This window comes from Meiothermus sp., from assembly GCF_026004115.1.
GTDB lineage: Bacteria > Deinococcota > Deinococci > Deinococcales > Thermaceae > Meiothermus.
Map to the genome: position 1 here is coordinate 534,816 of NZ_BPIM01000001.1, position 19,231 is coordinate 554,046.

Annotated in this window: 18 protein-coding genes; 8 read left to right on the top strand and 10 right to left on the bottom strand. The window is 56.6% G+C overall.

Annotated elements, in window-relative coordinates:
* Window positions 1-9 precede the first annotated feature (9 nt).
* Entirely contained in the window at window positions 10-450 is a 441-nt protein-coding gene (speD, locus tag Q0X23_RS02505; protein ID WP_297858824.1) for an adenosylmethionine decarboxylase, read from the bottom strand.
* A gap of 295 nt (window positions 451-745) precedes the next feature.
* On the opposite strand from speD, the gene Q0X23_RS02510 reads away from it, so the two are divergent.
* From Q0X23_RS02510 to Q0X23_RS02525, 4 genes are all read left to right on the top strand, one after another.
* Window positions 746-1,498 carry a succinate dehydrogenase gene (locus tag Q0X23_RS02510; protein ID WP_297858825.1) on the top strand — a complete coding sequence of 251 codons (753 nt, stop codon included), beginning with the start codon at window positions 746-748 and terminating at the stop codon, window positions 1,496-1,498.
* A gap of 12 nt (window positions 1,499-1,510) precedes the next feature.
* Window positions 1,511-3,340, top strand: coding sequence for a fumarate reductase/succinate dehydrogenase flavoprotein subunit (locus Q0X23_RS02515; RefSeq protein WP_297858826.1), 1,830 nt, complete (start codon window positions 1,511-1,513; stop codon window positions 3,338-3,340).
* Between the two features lie 2 nt (window positions 3,341-3,342).
* Window positions 3,343-4,113: a succinate dehydrogenase/fumarate reductase iron-sulfur subunit gene (locus tag Q0X23_RS02520; protein WP_297858827.1), complete on the top strand. Its 771-nt coding sequence runs from the start codon at window positions 3,343-3,345 to the stop codon at window positions 4,111-4,113.
* A gap of 465 nt (window positions 4,114-4,578) precedes the next feature.
* Window positions 4,579-5,658 carry a sensor domain-containing diguanylate cyclase gene (locus Q0X23_RS02525; RefSeq protein WP_297858828.1) on the top strand — a complete coding sequence of 360 codons (1,080 nt, stop codon included), beginning with the start codon at window positions 4,579-4,581 and terminating at the stop codon, window positions 5,656-5,658.
* 414 nt (window positions 5,659-6,072) lie between these two features.
* Here Q0X23_RS02525 and Q0X23_RS02530 read toward each other — a convergent pair whose 3' ends face one another.
* The 6 genes from Q0X23_RS02530 to Q0X23_RS02555 all read right to left on the bottom strand — a co-directional run bounded on the left by Q0X23_RS02530 (window position 6,073) and on the right by Q0X23_RS02555 (window position 13,261).
* Complete coding sequence (locus Q0X23_RS02530; protein WP_297858829.1) at window positions 6,073-9,279, bottom strand: molybdopterin-dependent oxidoreductase; 3,207 nt, start codon at window positions 9,277-9,279, stop codon at window positions 6,073-6,075.
* On the bottom strand, window positions 9,276-10,397 hold the full coding sequence (gene nrfD / locus Q0X23_RS02535; protein ID WP_297858830.1) for an NrfD/PsrC family molybdoenzyme membrane anchor subunit: 1,122 nt from the start codon (window positions 10,395-10,397) through the stop codon (window positions 9,276-9,278). The genes Q0X23_RS02530 and nrfD overlap by 4 nt, the downstream gene beginning before the upstream one ends.
* A gap of 9 nt (window positions 10,398-10,406) precedes the next feature.
* Window positions 10,407-11,297: a 4Fe-4S dicluster domain-containing protein gene (locus tag Q0X23_RS02540; RefSeq protein WP_297858831.1), complete on the bottom strand. Its 891-nt coding sequence runs from the start codon at window positions 11,295-11,297 to the stop codon at window positions 10,407-10,409.
* Between the two features lie 484 nt (window positions 11,298-11,781).
* The gene (locus Q0X23_RS02545; protein WP_297858832.1) at window positions 11,782-12,507 is read right to left on the bottom strand and encodes a sulfite exporter TauE/SafE family protein; all 726 of its coding nucleotides are present in this window, start codon (window positions 12,505-12,507) and stop codon (window positions 11,782-11,784) included.
* Window positions 12,504-12,908, bottom strand: a complete 405-nt coding sequence (locus tag Q0X23_RS02550) for an OsmC family protein (protein ID WP_297858833.1) — start codon at window positions 12,906-12,908, stop codon at window positions 12,504-12,506. The genes Q0X23_RS02545 and Q0X23_RS02550 overlap by 4 nt, the downstream gene beginning before the upstream one ends.
* An 8-nt stretch (window positions 12,909-12,916) precedes the next feature.
* A complete protein-coding gene (locus tag Q0X23_RS02555) occupies window positions 12,917-13,261 on the bottom strand; it encodes a DsrE family protein (protein ID WP_297858834.1) in 345 nt (114 codons plus the stop codon).
* Window positions 13,262-13,414: 153 nt separating this feature from the next.
* On the opposite strand from Q0X23_RS02555, the gene Q0X23_RS02560 reads away from it, so the two are divergent.
* Window positions 13,415-13,702, top strand: a complete 288-nt coding sequence (locus Q0X23_RS02560; RefSeq protein ID WP_297861149.1) for a helix-turn-helix transcriptional regulator — start codon at window positions 13,415-13,417, stop codon at window positions 13,700-13,702.
* A 98-nt stretch (window positions 13,703-13,800) separates the two neighbouring features.
* Window positions 13,801-13,926 carry a thioredoxin family protein gene (locus tag Q0X23_RS16135; protein WP_374707467.1) on the top strand — a complete coding sequence of 42 codons (126 nt, stop codon included), beginning with the start codon at window positions 13,801-13,803 and terminating at the stop codon, window positions 13,924-13,926.
* Here the strand turns inward: Q0X23_RS16135 and Q0X23_RS02565 are convergent.
* From Q0X23_RS02565 to Q0X23_RS02575, 3 genes are all read right to left on the bottom strand, one after another.
* Window positions 13,923-14,849 (bottom strand): sodium:calcium antiporter, encoded by a 927-nt coding sequence (locus Q0X23_RS02565; protein WP_297858835.1) that lies wholly within the window; start codon window positions 14,847-14,849, stop codon window positions 13,923-13,925. The genes Q0X23_RS16135 and Q0X23_RS02565 overlap by 4 nt on opposite strands.
* A 342-nt stretch (window positions 14,850-15,191) precedes the next feature.
* Window positions 15,192-15,410 (bottom strand): GDCCVxC domain-containing (seleno)protein, encoded by a 219-nt coding sequence (locus Q0X23_RS02570; protein WP_119342115.1) that lies wholly within the window; start codon window positions 15,408-15,410, stop codon window positions 15,192-15,194.
* A complete protein-coding gene (locus Q0X23_RS02575; protein ID WP_297858836.1) occupies window positions 15,407-15,754 on the bottom strand; it encodes a helix-turn-helix transcriptional regulator in 348 nt (115 codons plus the stop codon). The genes Q0X23_RS02570 and Q0X23_RS02575 overlap by 4 nt, the downstream gene beginning before the upstream one ends.
* 375 nt (window positions 15,755-16,129) lie before the next feature.
* On the opposite strand from Q0X23_RS02575, the gene Q0X23_RS02580 reads away from it, so the two are divergent.
* Both Q0X23_RS02580 and Q0X23_RS02585 read left to right on the top strand, forming a co-directional pair.
* Window positions 16,130-16,609, top strand: a complete 480-nt coding sequence (locus tag Q0X23_RS02580) for an arsenate reductase (azurin) small subunit (protein WP_297858837.1) — start codon at window positions 16,130-16,132, stop codon at window positions 16,607-16,609.
* Window positions 16,610-16,619: 10 nt separating this feature from the next.
* Window positions 16,620-19,199, top strand: coding sequence for an arsenate reductase (azurin) large subunit (locus tag Q0X23_RS02585; RefSeq protein ID WP_297858838.1), 2,580 nt, complete (start codon window positions 16,620-16,622; stop codon window positions 19,197-19,199).
* Window positions 19,200-19,231: the final 32 nt, after the last annotated feature.

The window sequence follows — 19,231 nt, forward strand, 5'->3', positions numbered from 1 at the left end:
TGCTGGCGGTTAGCCGATACGGGCCTCCACGTATTCCCGTTCGCCTGCCACAATTTTCCGAGCGAGTTCGATGTCTTTGGGGTACTCTTTGCCCCGGTTAATCAGATAGGTCTCGTAGCGCCCAATTTCGAAGTGTTCAACCACTTGCTTAAGGGCCTTGCCCAGGTCAAACTCCTTGCAGGAAAAAATATCCACGCTGATAAAACGCTGGCTGGGGAAGGTATGAATGGCGATGTGGCTTTCGGCGATAATCACCACCCCCGTAATCCCTTCCGCCTGGCCTGGCATGGCTGGATAGCGCTGCACTACCGGCGGCAGCACCTTGGTCATCTCCATCTCTTCGGGTAGCCGATCGAGTACCTGACGAATCAGCTCGAAGTCGGCCAGTTTTTCTGCATTTGCGTGGTAGCCGTCTATCATCAGGTGCGGGCCAAAACCGAACAGTTCCAACCTCGTAACCTCCAAAAGCTTGCGGCTTTCAAGCACCAGGCTCTGCCTCTATGCCTTGTCCGCAGCCCTCTGCTGGACGGCCACCCAAGGGTCGTCCTCAACAGCCCATCATTATGGGCCCCTGGGGGGAAGGTGTCAACCAATGGAGGAAAAAACCGTTCTGTACAAAAAATCGGCGCGTTTCGTAGCAAGTAGATTGGAATAACTGTTATTAATTACACCAGTCCTCTCCAAGAGCCAATGTGTGCCTTTTTAGTATCCATACCTGCCCTAAAGCGGGTATAGTCTAGGGGAAATGAGCACCAAACCTGTGACAGGTACTAAAAAACGGTTAACAGATCGGCAAGACAACTGGTGGATCGAGCCCCTCTTTACGGTGTTGAGCCTGGGCTTGTTTGGGTTGTATGCCATGTGGGTGGCCTGGAATCGCCAGCACTACGAGTTCGGGCCTTATGTATCGCCCTTCTACTCGATTCCCATTCCGGGAGTACATGCCCGCGACCTGGATTGGCTGGCGATTTCACCCGCTTTCCTGGTGCTGTGGATTCCGCTGGGTTTCCGCGCCACCTGCTACTACTACCGCAAAGCCTACTATCGGGCTTTCTTCTGGGATCCACCGGCTTGTGCGGTTCCTGAACTGCGCAAATCGTACAGCGGCGAACGGGCCTTCCCTTTTGTGCTCAACAACCTGCACCGCTACTTCTGGTATCTCTCCATCCCGGTCATGATCTTCCTCTGGTACGAAGCCATCAAAGCCTTCTTCTTCAGCGATGGTTTTGGCATTGGGGTGGGCAGCCTGATCATGCTGGCCAACGTAATTCTGCTCTCTTACTACACCTTCTCCTGCCATGCCTGGCGGCATATCGCCGGAGGCTGCCTTAACTGCATGTCCAAGCACAAAACCCGCTATAACCTGTGGCAGCGTATCACCCGCATCAACGAGAGCCACGGGTTCTGGGCTGTAATCAGCATGTTTTCGGTATGGTTTACCGACGTCTACATTCGCCTGTGCTCCATGGGCACCATCACCGATTTCCGCTTTTTCTAAAGGAGCCAGATCATGGAATCCTACACAACCTATGACTACGACGTACTGGTAATTGGCGCGGGTGGCGCGGGTCTACGGGCTGCCATTGCGGCCATTGAAAAAGGGGCCAGGGTAGGGGTGGTTACCAAGAGCCTCTTGGGCAAGGCCCACACCGTGATGGCCGAGGGGGGCATGGCTGCCGCTATGGGCAACGTGCGCTCCGAGGATAACTGGAAGGTGCACTTCCGCGACACCCTCAAGGGCGGGGGGATGCTCAACAACTGGAAGATGGTGGAGAACTACACCAAAGAAGCGCCCGACCGGGTGCGCGAGTTGGAGCGGTGGGGCGCGGTCTTTGATCGTACCCCCGATGGCAAAATCAACCAGCGCAACTTTGGCGGGCACTCCTATCCCCGGCTGGCCCACGTGGGCGACCGTACCGGTCTCGAGCTCATTCGCACCCTGCAAGACCACGCTGTGAAAATGGGCATTAACGCCCATATGGAAACCACCATCTATCGCCTACTGACAGAGGGTGGCGCGGTGGTGGGGGCGCTAGGCTTCAACCGCCAGACGGGCGAATTCCTGGTCTTCCGGGCCAAGGCCGTGGTGCTGGCCACTGGGGGTCTGGGGCGCATCTACCAGATCACCTCCAACTCCTGGGAGTGCACCGGCGATGGCTTCTCGCTGGCCAGTATGGTGGGCGCCGATCTGATCGATATGGAGTTCATCCAGTTTCACCCCACCGGCATGGTCTGGCCTCCCAGTGTTATGGGTATCCTGGTCACTGAAGGGGTACGGGGTGAAGGGGGCGTTCTCAAAAACAGCGAGGGCAAGCGCTTCATGTTCGACAACGTGCCCGAGCGCTACAAAGGTGAGTTCGCCGAAACCGAGGAGGAAGCTGAGCGCTGGCTGCAAGGCGACCGCAACGCCCGGAGACCCCCAGAGCTCCTTACCCGCGATGTGGTGGCCAGGGCCATTCGTAAGGAAGTCAACGAAGGCCGGGGGAGCCCCCACGGGGGCGCTTACCTGGATATCGCCAGCCGCCGCCCTGCTGATTACATTAAAAAGAAGCTCCCAAGCATGTACCACCAGTTCATGAAACTGGGCAACCTGGACATCACCAAAGAACCCATGGAGGTAGGTCCAACCTGCCACTACGTGATGGGGGGCATCCGGGTAGACCCCGATACCCAGGCCACCAACGTGCCGGGACTATACGCTGCAGGCGAGGTGGCTGGAGGGCTACACGGCGCTAACCGCCTGGGGGGCAACTCACTGTCCGACCTGGTGGTTTTTGGGCGTCGGGCTGGTATGGCCGCTGCCGAGTACGCAGCCAAACAGACCGGCTCTTATCAGGTAGACGAGGCTCAGGTGCGGGCCTACATTGCCGAAGCCCTGCAACCATTCAACAACCCCCAGGGCGAAAACCCCTTTGCGCTTATGAAAGAACTTCGCGCCACCATGCAGAAAAACGCAGGCATTATGCGCGAAGAAAATGAGCTCAAAACACAGCTCGAGATTCTGGCCAACCTCAAAAAGCGCGCCTGGAACACCTCGGTTTCGGGAGGCCGGGCCTACAACCCCGGCTGGCACACGGCCCTGGACATGCGGCTGATGGTCGAGATTTCCGAGGCAGTGGTACTTGCAGCCCTGGCCCGCAAGGAAAGCCGGGGTGGCCACGCACGCCTGGACTATCCCGACCCCGACCCCACTTTTGCCAAACTTAACCACATCATCCGGCGCAGCAGCGATGGAACCCTCCATGTGGTAGCTGAACCGCTGCCTGAAATGCCCGAAGACCGGCGAAAGATAGCCGAGGCCAAAGACCTCAAAGAACTCAGCGACAAGGTAGGTGCGTGAATATGTCAACCGTCACCTTCAAAGTTTTCCGAGGGGATCGAAACGGCGGTGAGCTAAAAGATTACGCCGTTGAGGTACAAGAGGGCATGGTGGTGCTGGATGCCATCCACCAGATTCAGGCCGAGCAGGCTCCCGACCTGGCCTGCCGCTGGAACTGCAAAGCCGGCAAGTGCGGCTCGTGCGGGGCCGAAGTGAATGGGAAGCCCACCTTGATGTGCATGACCCGGCTGGACACCATTGATACCAGCAAGCCTGTCACCGTGCGGCCCATGAAGACCTTCCCGGTCATCCGAGACCTGGCCACCGATGTGAAGTGGAACTACGAAGCCAATAAGAAAATCAAGCCTTTTACCCCAGCCCCTGGCACCGACTGGATCATGTTCCAGGAAGACGTGGATCGGGTACAGGAGTTCAGGAAGTGCATCGAATGTTTCTTGTGCCAGAATGTATGCCACGTACTGCGGGAACACGACGAAAAAACCGGTTTTATCGGGCCGCGGCTGCTCGTGCGCACGGCCAGCCTGGAAATGCACCCGCTGGACATTGAAAACCGCCTGGACATGCTCAAAAATGAGGGCGGCATTGGTTACTGCAACATCACCAAGTGCTGCACCGAGGTCTGCCCCGAGCACATCCACATTACCGATAATGCCATCATCCCACTCAAGGAGCGGGTGGTGGACGAGTACTACGACCCTGTACTGGGCTTCTTCCGGCGCTTGTTCGGCAGCAAGAAACGCGCTGAGCCCAGCGGTCAGGCGGCGGACGACTAAATAATCCGGTGCTCCGATCTCCTCTCCGGGATGCTATGAGCTAGCTGGAGAGGAGTTTTTTTAGCTCATGATACCGGATTCAAAAAGATAATCATCCAAACCAAAGATCCCCCAGAGGCTATCTTTTTGAATCCTAGAGCACACCCCTCCCTGTCGGACGGCGAAAAAAGCGTCTCCATTCCAAGGGGCGGTATCGCCCTCCGCTACGCGGATAACTTCAGTCGGGTTAGGTCGTCACCGTTCAGTGATGATTTAACCGAATATGGTATTAGACCTGAAGTCATCGACTGTGCTATGGGTCGCTTCCAAGGTGTCGCTGGTTGAGAGGAGTTCACCCCATATCCCAAAGTTGGTATTAAGCACCTGCTGCTATTAAGGGCTATGCGATGTCCTGCTGCAGAAGGCTTTTGTTGACAGGCAACTTGCGAACCTTTGAAATTGGTGCAAAATGATAAGAAAGTTATTATGACGCCGCAAGCCATTCTCGAGGACATTGACCCCACCGCTCCCCTACGGGCCAGGGCCTATTTTTTTATCCTGCCGGTGGTGGTCTGGGCTGCCCTATTTGCCTGGTCACAGCTCGACATTGCTAAAGAGGAAACTTTTTATGAGAAGTATTCTTTGTTGATTATGGCCATCTGGCTGGGGTTGTGCTGGATTGGGTTGTTGATTCCCAGATGGGTCAATTTTCACACCGTCGAGCATGGGGTTTTTTGGAGCGCCGCACTCTTAATGGTGCTTAATGTTTACTACAACCTCCTGGTTGTGAGCAGCGAAGGATTGTGGAACTCCTCGCTGTGGATTGCGGTAGTGTTTGTGATGGCCTATTTCGTGTTTAAGCCTCGCCAGGCCTGGTTGGTTTCGTTAGGAATTTTTTCGGCCTTTGTATTCTTAGGTTTACTAACCGTGGTGCCCCAAACCTTACAGGGAATACCCCTCGACCAGAACGCAGTAGTGCAGCTTTACGTCTCGCAATTATGTTACTTGATACTGTTCCGGTTGCTGGTGCTCTCTAAAGAACACTCCATGCAGGTGCGCCTCGAGGCCGCCAGGTTGTATTGGCTGGCCCATACCGATCCACTAACCAACATCGCCAACCGCCGCTCTATTATGGAAGCCCTGCACAGGGCCCTCGAGCACCACCAAAAAACCGGCGAACCCCTTTCGCTGGTGTTGCTCGATCTAGATTACTTCAAGCGAATTAACGATCAATACGGGCACGAGATGGGCGACAAAGTGCTAACCCACACCGCTCAGGTCTTGCAGCAGAACCTGCGCCAGAGCGACCAACTCGGACGTTGGGGCGGTGAAGAGTTTGTGATATTGCTACCCAATACCCCCCTTCAGGAAGCCCGCAAGTTATGCGAGCGTCTCCAGACGCTACTGGCCGAGAATACCCCGGACAGACCGCTCCCCGTTTCGGCCAGCTTTGGCGTTGCCACAGCGGCGCCAGACGACACCCCCGACTCCTTGATCTCGAGGGCCGACACGGCCATGTATATGTCCAAGCAAGCGGGGGGCAATCGGGTGGAAGTTGCAGGCTAGGCACATAGTCTGAAAGACACGGGCATGGATGTAACGTTTTCCCTCTATTGAAACGAGATTTGGTTAGTTCGTCACTACTCGGCGACGGCTCAACCCGACCACAGTTAAGTTGCGCCAGGGTAGGTTGGCGAAACCAGCAGATGCAGCAATCGCGTGCCTGGCGCAATTCCCCCTACAGGCGTTTCGGTTTTCATATCACATTTCGATGATGGAGACACTTATCCGCGTAGCGAAAGGCGATACCGCGCCTTGGAACGGGAGACGCTTATTTTCGCTGACCTCGAGAGAGGGTGTGCTCTGAGATTCTAAAAGACAGCCTCTGAGGTTTTTGGTTTTGTCAATTGTCTTTTTGCATCCGGCATGAATAGCAAAAATCCCAAGCAGCGGGCTTGGGATTTTTGGTGAGGTAGAAGGCTACACCGGCTCGAGCCGAACCTTGGTGTCGTAGAAGACTGCGCTACCGCCTGCGATGTCCGAGAGGGTCACATCCTTGAGCACCGGGTCGACCCGCATGGCCGCATTTGCATGTATACCGGTCGCTCGCCGAGGGTCACTGCGCACGACCTTTCCATTCACCTCAATGTTGGCAGCCCCGTAGCTCCAGTGACCATAGCCCAGCGAAAAAGCCACACTGCCGGGGCGGAGTCCGGGCACCACCTTGACCTTGCCGATCATGGGCTTTTTCTGGCCATTACCTAAATCCCAGACTCCCTCAGGGTTACTCCTGGAGACCACCTTGACCCTCTGCCCATCGCGTAGCCCCAAGCGTCTGGCATCCTCTGTTGGAACAGCGATAAAGTTCTCCGGCTGCACGTTGAGTAGCCAGTAGTTGGAGATGGTCCGGCTCTTGGTCATGGTGATGATACGGTGGGTAAGCAGGTTGAGCTCGTAGCCTTCCGCCGCGTCGGCAATAGGCTGGCCGGTTGAATCCAGATAGGCAGGGAAATACGCCGCTAAAGGATAGTAGGGCTGGCCGGTCATGGCATCCTTGGCGCCAGCCTGCTTCTCGAGGTACAGATTGACCTGTTTACCGTATTTGTGGGCCACCGTACCATCCTCCAGGAAAGCTTTTTTGAAGTCTTCAAAGCGTCCTCCGCGGTTCATCACATACACCGCACGACGCCAGTGTGCCTCACCAATGGCTGCTTTCCAGCGCTCGAGGTCGAACACGCTCTTGGGCAAGTGGTTACGGGCTTTGGCGAAGTACTCGAGCTCTTCGTCGTCTGCCTCTGGCACGGCCTTGCTGCCATCCTTGGCCTCGCCATAGGCCAGGTTGGCCACCATCTTCAGATAAAAGTCCTCGGGCCGCTTGAAGGGCAGACCACCCACAAAACCCTGCTCACCAAAACCCGGCATGCCCAGCTTCTCGGCAAGGGCCAGGAGCATGGCTTCCATCGAAATGGGCATCTCCTCCCCAAAAACCTTTACCGTTTCAGGAATCGGCGCAATGGTAGGCTGGCGAAGAGGCTGGGTTTTCCAGATTACGTTGGGGTGCGAGCCGTGGAACTCCCACCGCTCAAGGTAAGAGAGGTCTGGAAAGATGTAGTCGGCGTATGCGTAGCTATCCCCCACTACGATGTCCGAGGCCACAATCAGGCCAATCTTATCTGGGTCGAGCATGGCCTCAATCTGGGTATGACCGGCGGGCAGGGCATAGGCTGGAGAGCCCATGTAGTGGAATAGAATTTTTACAGGATAGGGATAGCCCTGAGCTGCTGAGGGGAGTACCTCCTGGTAGACATCGGATGCGTTGTAATACCAGGGACGCTTGGCGGGATATCCCTCAAAAATCGTCGTGTTTTCATACTTCACGCCATGACGAATGATGGAGATTCCAAAGGGGGCGAGTTTCCTGGGATGGAGCTCCTTTAGGAAGAAGGGGCCTTCGGCTTTTTCACCCAGTATGTCGTAGGTGCTGTTTTGTACCAGTCCACCCTGCCAGTCGTGACTACCGATCAGCGCTGCCAGGGTGTACCAGGCAAGCACATTGTAAAAGCCGTTGGTGTGCTGACTAACACCACGGTGAATATCGATGGCAGCCCTCTTGCCATGGTTGGTGAACTCGTAAGCTAGCCAAGCAATGTCCTCTGGCTGGATGCCGGCGATCCGGGCCCAGCCCTCGAGGCTTTCTTTGTTGGCTTCATCACGGATTAGTTCCAACACACTCTTGACCCGGATGCCATTCAAGGTCGTATTCACAAACAAATCGCCTACAACGGCTTCCTCCTCGCTTTGCACATCAATACGAGTCGGGATTCCTTTGACCATGGCGATGGGCGGGTCGAACTCGACGGTCGTGTCCTTAACAGTTTTCTGAAAAGCAGGAAGTCCCAGGTCGCTGGCCCGCAGTAGCTTGGCCGGGAAGCCTTTATCGTCGAGTTTGACCAACCAGGCTGCATTGCTCCAGGTCGGCTCACCAACTGACTTTGCGGCAGCCTTGTTCGCTGCCGAGAGGTATTTGCGGTCATAACGGCCCTGTTCTAGAATCCAGCGAATCATCCCCAGGGCAATGGCCGCATCGGTACCGGGCTTGGGAGCAATCCAGCGCGCCGCGTGCGCTACAGCCTTCTGAGCGCGAGGATCAATCACCGCAAATTTGAGCCTTCCCTCAGCGACGGCCTGCGTAATGCGGTTAACCCGCAGGGGGGGCCCATAACCACCCTCATAAACATTGGAACCCACAAAAATAGCAAACTCGGCTCCACTCAGATCGCCTTGCCAGTAGAACTTCTTTCCTCCGGTCCAGTCGAACTTGCCCTTTTTCTCGTCAAAGTCGAGTTGCTCGCTCATAGCCTTGCCGGTGAAGTAGAGCGAGCCCTGGCAAACCGTGGTGTGACCATGCTGGTTAATCGTGCCAAACCCCGAGTCAAAAAACCATTTGAAGAAATCAGTGCGTCCGCCTTTGAGGCGCCCCCAGCTGAAGACCACCTGATTATTTTTGGGACCCAGATCGGGGTGATCGGGGTCAATCAGGGTATCCAGGTAGTCCTTGAAATCAACCTTGAACTGCTCCACAAGGGCTTTCTTTTTGACCTTGTCTTTTTCGGCCCAAATGGCATCCACGGCCTTGCCCATAGCCTTCATGACCTTGGGATCGCGCAAAGCCCAGTAGTCCTTGAGAGCAGGATAGTTCCTGGTGTCACCTATTGAGGCAAAAATCTGCCCCCCCTCAACGATTTCCCGTATGGCCTCCTCAAATGGAACCTCTACCCACTTACCGCTACCCCGGGGCCCTGCTCTTTTGAGCACCTTGCGGATTCTGTACGGGTCGTAGACGCTCTGAATACCCGACTGCCCCTTTGGACACAGCGCCCCATCTACACGCGCCATACGCTTTAGGTCGGTGTTGTAGGGCAGGTGAGGGTACATGGTCCAGGGCGTAATGGGATTACCGTCAATCTTAGCAGCTACGCCCTCATATAGCTTGACCTTGATGGGGCAGCCGGTATTGCACTGCAAGCAAACAGAGTACAAGGTATTCTCGGCCTCTTGGATGGGGTAGCTACCTGGTACGCTTGCAGCCTTGGCCTGCAACGCCTCGGCAGTGTGCTTGCCCAGCAGAGCCCCCCCGCCCCCAATAACCCCCAACTTGAGTAAATCGCGGCGTGGTATGTTTTTCATTCGATCACCTCAAGTTTCTTTTCACGATTCAAAAACCAGACCACTCCATACGCAATGGCAATGGCCAACGCTACCGAGAAGGCGACCACCGACCACTCAAACAGGGTGGGAAGATAGGTATAGCTCAGGCGACGGTCACGGTAGGCGTTAACCAGGCCCTCGAGCTGGGGCTGTACCTGACTGGGGATGACCAGGTTCAGGCGGACCGACAAAAACATCGAAGATGCCAATAGTCCCGCTATGCCCACAGCCAACGGGTTACGCGGCGATAGCGCCAAAAGCAGGATAGGTATTATCATGCCCAGCAAAAGATGAAAAATCCAAAACACAAACCAATACGGTCCGAAAAGCACCCCCATCAAGGCCTCAAACTCATGCCCTACCTGATACCACATGGGAATGGAGTACTCGGCCCACTCTATAAGCAAGTACATCAACAAAAGGCCTAGCATGATTCGCCCTAGCAGCCAAACCCGATCCGCATAGTCTTTATCCTTACGGCTAAAAAACACCGTTGCGAAGGTCACCAGGGCTATTCCCGAAAGCACACCCCCAAACAAGAACAGAATTGGGAATACCGGACTGTGCCAGAGGCTCTGGGCTACTACCGTGCCAAAAAGCGCGCCGGCGGCTCCGGGATAGAAGACCACCAGCGGGGTACCAACCATCAGTGCGATACGGGTAAGGCTCGGAAGGCCGCGCCAAAGACCATACAACACCAGCACTGTAGCAATGGCATAAGCCGTGTACAGCCAGACCATCCAGGCCATCATGGAGGAAAAATGGGGTCGTAGAAAGACATTAAAAACCCGCTCCATGTGACCCAGATCGAACCAAACCGTTACTAAAGCCGCTCCTAGACAGGCCAGCGCGATAGCCAGGGCTAAGGGAGCAATCGGACGAAGGCGCTCTACTCCAAATACGTGGCCCAGCACCGCTACCACAAAAGCACCTGCCGAGAGTCCGGCAAAAAAGATATATGTGGCTACCCATAATCCCCAAGGAATGTAACTCCCATAAGCGGCCAGGTCACGGCTGCTGGTAAAGCGCAGGAATACCCCCACCACGCCCACCAGCGCCAGGATTGCAAACAAAATCCAACCTACCGTGCGACTCATGTTTTCCTCCTAGACCAAGTAGTAGACCCGTGGCTCTGTCCCGAGTTCCTCTTTGAGTCGGGTGGCGTTCGGCTTATGAATAAGCTGGGAAACCAGTGAGTTGGGGTCGTTGGCATCCCCAAAAAAAGTAGCCCGCCCGATACAGCTTGTTACACACTGTGGGAGCAGCCCGTGCTGCAGACGGTGACGGCAAAAGTGACATTTGCGAGCATTACCCACCGGGCTTTTGTGTCCCTCGGGTTTCCATTCCTTACCATATTCGAACATCGGCAGCTCTTCGTAGGGCATTTTTCCCTGGCCGGGGGTGCCGTCGGTCCAGCGGTCGCCAAAATCTGAGGTGCGAGCTTGGTAGGGACAGGCCGTAAGGCAGTATCGGCAGCCAATACAGGCGTTATAGTCAATGTCCACAATGCCATCTTCACTTTTCCAGGTTGCCCCGACCGGGCAGACCGGCACGCAAGGAGGCTTGTCACACTGCATGCAGGGACGGGGTGTGAAGCGCCAGGAGACGTTGGGAAACTCACCTATCTGCTCCTCGATAACCGGACGATACACCACCCCCGGCGGAAGCTTGTTTTCCACCGCGCAGGCAATGGTACAGGCGTGACAGCCCACACATTTGCGGGTATCAATTACCATCACCCATTTGGGCGTGACGCCTCGTTGCTGAGCAGCCTCGAGTTCTCGTTGCATCCTTACCAGCACATCTTCGTACTCGAGCTCGGGCTGGATCGGGCCATCTGGCGCTCGGCTGGGTAGCTGCAGCGGTTTCTTAACCTCTTCAGCCTTGACCGCAGCCCCCCCCATCACCATTCCGGCAAAAACCGTACTGGCGAACTTACCCAAGAAAGCCCTGCGGTTTTCTAGATCTTGGGTCTGACCGACACCGTTTTGTGGCATACGCCGCCTCCTGTAACCAAGGCTAGCGGGTATCGAAGGGGCAGTTGTCCTTATGTTTATTACTGCTCACATATTCTGATTTTGCGCAATCAAGTTTCAAGCTGTGCTAGAGGAAATAAATCAGGTGTGATACTGCCGGAGATGAGTTTGAGACGGTATTGGTAGAAAGGTATCCGCTGCTTTCAGCATGAGGTGTACCCCCGTTTCAACCAAAGTCAAAACTAACCCCGAACTCTTTTTGCAGCCTCAATCACTGCAAATTACATAGCGAAAGCTGACTTCCGCAGTACACAACAAGCGGCCAAAGTGGGGCCTTGCATACAACGGTGACAACCTCGAGAGAGGTTGGGGGGATTTGCTGTTTGGGTTTATTGGTTGATTTTGGGACACACCCTTCAGCATGATCCTTCACCCGCGAACAAGCCGAAGCTGGTAAAAGTAAAGCCTCGAGACATGTTGGGGTGGGAAGCTTATTATAGGCCACTCAAAGCTGTGAAACTCTGTACAGGGTCACCAGTACAATGAGCACACCAAATATCTGCTTGATTCGAGCTGGAGGAACGTACAGGCTGGTGAGCCTCGAGCCTAGATACGACCCCAGGGCACCAAAAAGCAGCAATGTGATCGTCATGCTAGAGTCGAGCCGAGCCGTTTCAAGGTGGGGCAGGAACGAAGAAAAAGACGGTGGGGTGACCGCAAAAGCATTGATGCCGGCGGCCTGTTTAGGATTGTGTCCAGTCAGGATAAGCGTGGGCATTAGCAAGAAACCCGGCCCCACACCCAAAAATCCAGATAAGATCGAGATGGGGGCAGCCAGGGCCAGAGCCAGGGTAAAGTTCTCCTTGGCTACAGCTGCCTTGACGGGACGGAACAGGTTGAAGGCCAAGTAAGCCACCGCCCCCAGGTAAATCCACCAAACCCACTGCACCTGTACGCGTTGTACCAGCCAAGCCCCCAACGGAGCGAACAAGGTAGTCACCAACGCCAAAAAAAGCGCTTTGCGCCAGTCCACATGGCCGCTTTGAGCAAAACCGAACACTGCAAACAGGGCCGTCACCCCATTCAGCAGAAGCGACAATGGCTGCACCTGATGCACCAGATCGGGCAGAAAAAAAGACAGAAAGGGCACTGCAGCAAAAGCCACGCCCAGCCCCAGCATCCCCGAGACTACGGCCAGAACAAACAATCCGCCCACCAGCAAAGCACTCATGGCACCACCTCCCAGGTGCCCTCGAGTTGCACCGCTTGTGCTAAGGTTTGCAGTACCGTGCTGTTGCGCTGGGCCAGCACCACTAGCTGCTGCAGCCGCTCTTGGGGTGCTGGGCTTTGTAGATGTAAATTGTATTGGATCTGCATCAGGGTAGGGGGCTTGTCCTGTCGGGTAGCTTCTAGTTTCACCCATGCGCCATCAAGTGGAATTTGCGAGGCCTTGGCCACAAACTGTAAACCCGTGAGCAAGCAGGCTCCTGCCGCCGCTAGTAGCGTCTCCACTGGGTTGAAGCCTGCTTCCGTGTCAGCCCGGCGGGCCCCTAGCTCTAGCGTATAAGAGCGAACAGAGGCCCGTGCATGCTGTGAATCTATCCGTTCAACCCGAACTTGATAAGTTTGCACACTCCCTCCTAGAAGCTTATGACCGTTGCGCCCTCAAGGGCATATTCCACAAACTTGTCCCGTGCGTAGGCCAGCCGAAAGCCCCGCTGCTTGAAAGATTCCTCAGCGCCTAGTGCCTTGGCAGTGTTCAAGCATGTATAGACCGGTACTCCCGCTGCAATAAGCCCATCCAGGGTTGCGTTGTAGTCTTCTAGGGCCGGGTTCAAAAGAGCCCTTTCAGCCGGACCAAAGATATACACCTCCAGATCTACAGCCCGTTCTTGCATCACCTGGCGAATCCGCTCAGCAACATGCGAGCCCGCCCCTAGTGAGCTTTCGTCGGCGTGGAAAACGTGAATCACTACTTTTCTCATCTTTTGTCTCCTTTTTACATCAACCATCCTTGATTCAATACTTATTGAAGTATATTGCGCACGCCCTGGTAGCGCAAGGACATCTGTCGGCTTGACCCGGCCAAAGCGAGTCGTTAGACTCGCATCGTGAACAATTCAATCAACATTGATGTAATGGTGCAAGGCTATCAGGCCTTGGCGGATCCAACGCGTTTGCGGATCTTGAAGCTACTTGAACATAGCACGCACTGCGTATGCGAAATCCAAGCAGGGCTAAGAGATATCGCCCCTAATCTATTGTCCCACCACCTGCGGGTGCTGCGCGAGGCCGGGCTGGTACATGCCCTCAGGCGAGGGCGCTGGATTGACTACTCGTTGAACGAAGCAACCCTGAAGCAGCTTCGCGAGGCCATACCCCAACCCCAGGCCCATTCCACTTTGTGCACCTGTGAGGCGTTATGAACAGCGTACCGCTAAGGCGAACCTCTCTCTGGCTGACGGTAGGGCGGGCGGCCCTGGAACGCATGCGTAAACCCCTCGAGGTGTAAAAAATCACCGAAATCCCGGAGATACTGGCCTATGGCGTGGTGCAGACCCCGGCACTGGTGGTAGGAGAAAAGGTTCTGGTGGCCGGGTTTGTGCCCTCATCTCGGCAGATTCAGGAGATGCTTCAGGGCAAAGTCTAGGCCAGGCCGCTGATCTCGAGGATAAACAGCGCATACATCACCAAAAACAGCATGCCCTCCCAGCTCGAGATACGCCTGTCCTGCACCAGTAAATAAAACAAAAGCGAAGCACCCACCACAAAGGGCAGGGCAAACCCCGTAAGTTCGGGCGGCGCCTTGACCGTACCATAGACAGCCCCCGCCCCCACCACCACCAGCGCATTGAACACACAAGAGCCCAGGATGTTGCCCACCGCCAGCGAGGCTTTGCCCTGCCGAGCGGCGGTAATGCTCACCACCAGCTCGGGCAGGGTTGTGCCCAGGGCCAGAACCGTAACGGCCACAATGGCCGTTGGCACGCCCAGGACAGTGGCCAGACCCTGGAGGCTGTTCACCGTCCATTCGGCCCCGAAGTAGATGCCCACTGCGCTGAGCGCCACCTGCACCATATCGCGCAGGGCAATGGGGGGGCGCACTGCACCGTCGGGCCCGCTGCTACCTTCTTTCAGCAAATAGGCCACATAGACCCCGTAGACAGCCAGCAAGCATAGGCCCTCGACCCGGCCCACTATCCCATCCGACATCGCCACCCCCAACACAAAAGCCGAACCCACCAGAAAGTGCAGGTCAATGGCGATATAGGCCTCGCCCAGGTATACCGGTCGTAGCACCGAAAACACCGTGCTGACCCCCAAAATCAGGAGCAGATTGGAAACGTTAGCCCCCAGCACGTTGCCGCTCACTATCTGGGAGACCCCCTGGCTTACCGAAAAAAGCCCGGTGATGAGTTCGGGCAGTGAAGTACCCACGCCCACGATAATCACGCCCACCATAAAGCCGGAAAGACCCAAAGCCAGGCCGATACGCTCGGCAGCCCCTGTAAACAAGCGCGCCGCCAGCAGCAGCAAAGCCAGACTGCCAACAAAGGTAAGCAATAGCAACATAGGGCCTCCTCAAAGCACCATACCCAAAAGCCTCGAGCAGGTGCAATGTAGCGGGTCGGCCTCATACCAGATTCGGTTAGTTCGTCACCAAAGGGTGACGAACTAACCCGACCGAAGGGAGACGCTTTCTTCGCCGACCGACAGGGAGGGGTGTGCTCTAGGATTCAAAAAGACAGCCTCTGGTGTTTTTGGTTTTGCAAACTGTCTTTTTGAATCCGGTATCACCACCCCTGGGCTGGCTCATGCGATAGCGCATGCCTCGGCAGCTCGGCAGCAAGGGTGCCGGGAAAGGGCCATCTATTTATCGCCTGGATTCGTAGCAAAAAAAGTGCGATTTTCTGGTCACGCGCTGCAGCCGCCCTCGGCGCAAGACTGCTCTTGCTGTTTGGGGGGGCAGGGCACGTCGCCGTAACTACAAAACACGCAACAGTCACCCGGCTTGGGCCGCATCCAGAAGCCGCAGTAGGAACACACGTAAAAATGCTGGCAGGCCTCGGTGGGCATAGTCAGGGTCTCCTGCCGGTGGCAGGAGGGACAGGTAAGGGTGGAGGTGGGGATCATCGGGCGCGCTCGAGCCGGTGCAAGCGGTGGGAGGTGCGGAGGGTCTCGAGGTCGTGCAAGAGCCCCTCGAGGCCTGCGGGCTGCAGCCGGTAGTACGACCAGCGCCCAGCCCTTACCACTTCAATCAGACCGGCCTCTCGCAGCACCTTAAGGTGGTGGCTTACCGTGGGAGCAGCCAAACCCAAACGTTCTTGCAAGTGACAGAAGCAAGCCCCCAAAGCTGCACCGCAGCGGGGGTCGCGCACGGTGTGCTCGTCGGGTAACTCGGCCAGCAGGCGCACCAGGCGCAAGCGTGCTGGGTCGGCCAGGGCTTTCAGGCGAGCAATTGCCAGTTCATCGTTCACAAAAGGTAGTGTAGCTCAAAACCAGCCAGGCCTCCAGCATTAGGGGCCTTACCGCAATCTATAGGGGCAGAACCCGTTTCATTGCAGCCATCGCTGTTTTTCAACAAAAGTTTGTCCCTTCAGTCAAAATATAAAACTTCCTTTGGCTTGCGAAAAGCAGAGCTTATAAGTAGCCTAACTTGTCGCCCTGGATAAACAGATGCGCCGCAAAGAAAACCCTCTGCAACGGCATTTTGGCCGAGACAATCGGTCTTTGGCGTACATCTCGTGTCGCACATTGATGCAACACGATATTGACATTCATCGGCACTGTTCGATAATAATAAAACCTGTCCAAAAAGTACCAAACGGACACCTCTAAGGAGGAAATAAATTATGGTTGTAAGCCGTAGACGCGTCGTGCAGGTTTTGGGTGGGGTCACTATGGCCTCGCTAACCGGTGCGGGTAAGGCCCAGTTCTGGTTCGCCCCCAGTCTGACCTACCCGGCCATCAAGGTTGGCAACGTCAACAGCCTCAAAAACAACGAGCCGGTCTATTTCAATTACCCCGATGCCCGCTCCCAGGGCATTCTGGTCAAGCTGGGGCGCCCTGCTATCGGCGGGGTGGGCCGCGAGCGGGATATTGTGGCCTTCTCGGCCGCCTGTACCCACATGGGCTGCGGGGTGCAGTACAAGGGTGGGCGGTTTCTCTGCCCCTGCCACTACTCCATGTTCGACCCGGCCAAAGCCGCAGCGGTTTACCAGGGCTTAGCCAGCACCGGACTGCCGCAAATTCAGCTCGGAATCGCACAAAACGGAGATATTTTTGCCAGGGCGGTCAACGGCCTGATCTGGGGCCGGGCCCGCAACATCTGAGGGAGGGAACATGTCTAATATCGGTCGTCGAGATGCACTGCCCATTCCCCCCACCAACGCAGAAGTAAAAAACACGGTATGCCAGTACTGCACGGTGGGCTGCGGTTACAAGGTATACACCTGGCCGGTCGGCGCCCAGGGGGGCCTGGCCGCCAATCAGAACGCCTTTGGGGTGGACCTGCGCAACCCCCAAAACCCCCTGGGTGGCCTGGTCTATACCGAGACCATGCACTCCATCGTGACCCGCAAGGATGGGCGTCAGTACCACGTGGTGATCGTGCCGGCCAGCGACTCGCCCATTAACTTTAAGCGCGACCATTCCTCGCGCGGGGCCACCAACGCCGTGGCCACCTGGAGCGACGCCCGCGCTACCCAAGAGCGGCTCAAGTACCCCCTGCTGCGCATGGGCGACCAGTTCCAGGTCATCACCTGGGACGAGGCCCTCGCCATTCTGGCCGGGGTTGCCAAAGGCATCCGCGACAAGGACGGCAACGACGACAACATTGCCGTAAAAGCCTTCGACCACGGGGGCTCGGGAGCCGGTTTCGAAAACAACTGGGGTGTGGGTAGTTTGTTCTTCAAGGGCTTTAGCGTCAAACACATCGCCATCCACAACCGCCCGGCCTACAACTCCGAGGTCTGGGGTAGCCGCGAGCGGGGCGTGCACGAACTCAACTACGACGCCATCGACGCCCGCCTGGCCGATACCATCGTGCTCTGGGGCGCCAACCCCTACGAGACGGCCAGCGTCTTCTACACCGAGCACATGCAGCCCAACATTCAGGGAGCCACCCTGGAGGAAAAGCAGCGCAACCTGAGCCGCGGCGAGCCGGTCGAGGCCGGCTACATGATTGTGGTTGACCCCCGCCGCACCAGCAGCCTGACCATTGCCGAAAATATCGCCAAAGACCGTACCTTGCACCTCAGGCCCAACCTGGGCACCGACTACATCCTGGCCAACGCCATCGCGCGGGTGATGTGGGAGCGCAAGTACTACAATCAGCGCTTCCTGGAAACCCGCACCGACATGGCCAAGTTTGAGGAGTACAAGGAAAAAAGCCTCAAAGTCGGTACCCCCTATGCCCAGTTCATGGCCGAGGTGGAGCGCATCACCGGGGTACGCCGCGCCGACATCGAGAAAGCAGCCGACTGGATTGCCAAACCCAAGGCCGGTGGTTTTGCCCGTCGTACCCTGACCATCTACGAAAAGGGCATCATCTGGAACATGAAGAACTACGACCAGGTTGCGGCCATTGTGCAGATGGCGGTACTGGGGAACAATGTGGGGCGGGCCGGTACCGGCTGCGGTCGCCTGGGCGGGCACCAGGAGGGCTATGTGCGTCCCCCCTCCCCCACCCCGGGCTCGATCTACAACGGCGGGCCGCCTGTTAACGTAGACAAATACCTGACCGACGGCAAGGGCAAGCTCTACTGGGTCATCGGCACCAATCCCTACCTCTCCACACCCAACAACCAGCTCTTCCGCAAGCGCATCCGCGAACGCACCAAGGCCCTCTCGGACTTCCTGGGGCAGTCGGGTGAGCCGGGTACCACGCAGGAGTGGGTTGCCAAAATCCTGGAAGGTCTGGATGCTACGGGCGGCCTGTTCATGGTGGTGCAGGATTTGTATCTGATTCATACTGCCCAGGACGCACATCTGGTACTCCCCGCGAGCGCCTGGGGCGAAGCCAATCAGACCTCGATAAACTGCAACAGCCGTTTGTTGCGCTTGTACGAAAAGTTCATGGACCCACCAGGCCAGGCCAAGCAAGACTGGGAAATCTGCAAGCTAATGGGCCTCAAGATGGCCGAGCTGTACCGCGCCGAAGGCAAGGAAGAGGAGGCCAAGCGTTTCGAGTTTGGCAAGAACTGGCGCACCGACGAGGATGTCTTCCTGGACGGGGGCAACTCCTACCCCAACAACGCCATCCCGGCCAGCGAGGAAGCCACCCTGCCGGCCGAGTGCTACAAAGGGGTTACGTACGCCTTCTTGCGTCAGGTTGGGCAGCAGGGCATCCGTACCCCGGTGCGCGTAGAAAATGGCAAACCGGTGGGCACCCTGCGGCGCTACAGCGTGAAGTTTGGCACCAAAGACGGCAAGTTTAGCTGGTATGGAACCGACGACTGGGAAGGCTACCCCGAAGAGGTGGCGAAATACCTTCAGGGCGAGATGGCCCAGAAGTACCCCTTCTGGATGACCACCGGGCGGGCCCAGGCCATCTGGCAGACCATGTACAACGACCGCTTCCTGCCAGAAAAAATGAACACCCTGCCCATGCCCTACATCGAGATCCACCCCCAGGACGCCCAGCGCCTTGGCTTGCGTGGCGGGGATCTGGCCCAGGTCTGGAACGAAGAGGGCAACGGTACGTTCCTGGTCTACGTTACCGATGCGGTACGGCCGGGTATGATTTTTGCCTTGCAGTACCACCACCTCGGCACTTCCAACAGCATGACCCCGGGATACACCGATCCCAAGACCACCATCCCCTGGTATAAAGGCACCCGCGTGGCCATCCGCAAGGTACGCGGTGCCCTGCCCGACCTGCAGAACAGCACCAGCTTCCTGCAGCAAAACAAGTTTGATTAAGCCTCTATCCTGTACCCGCCTCCAAAATCTGG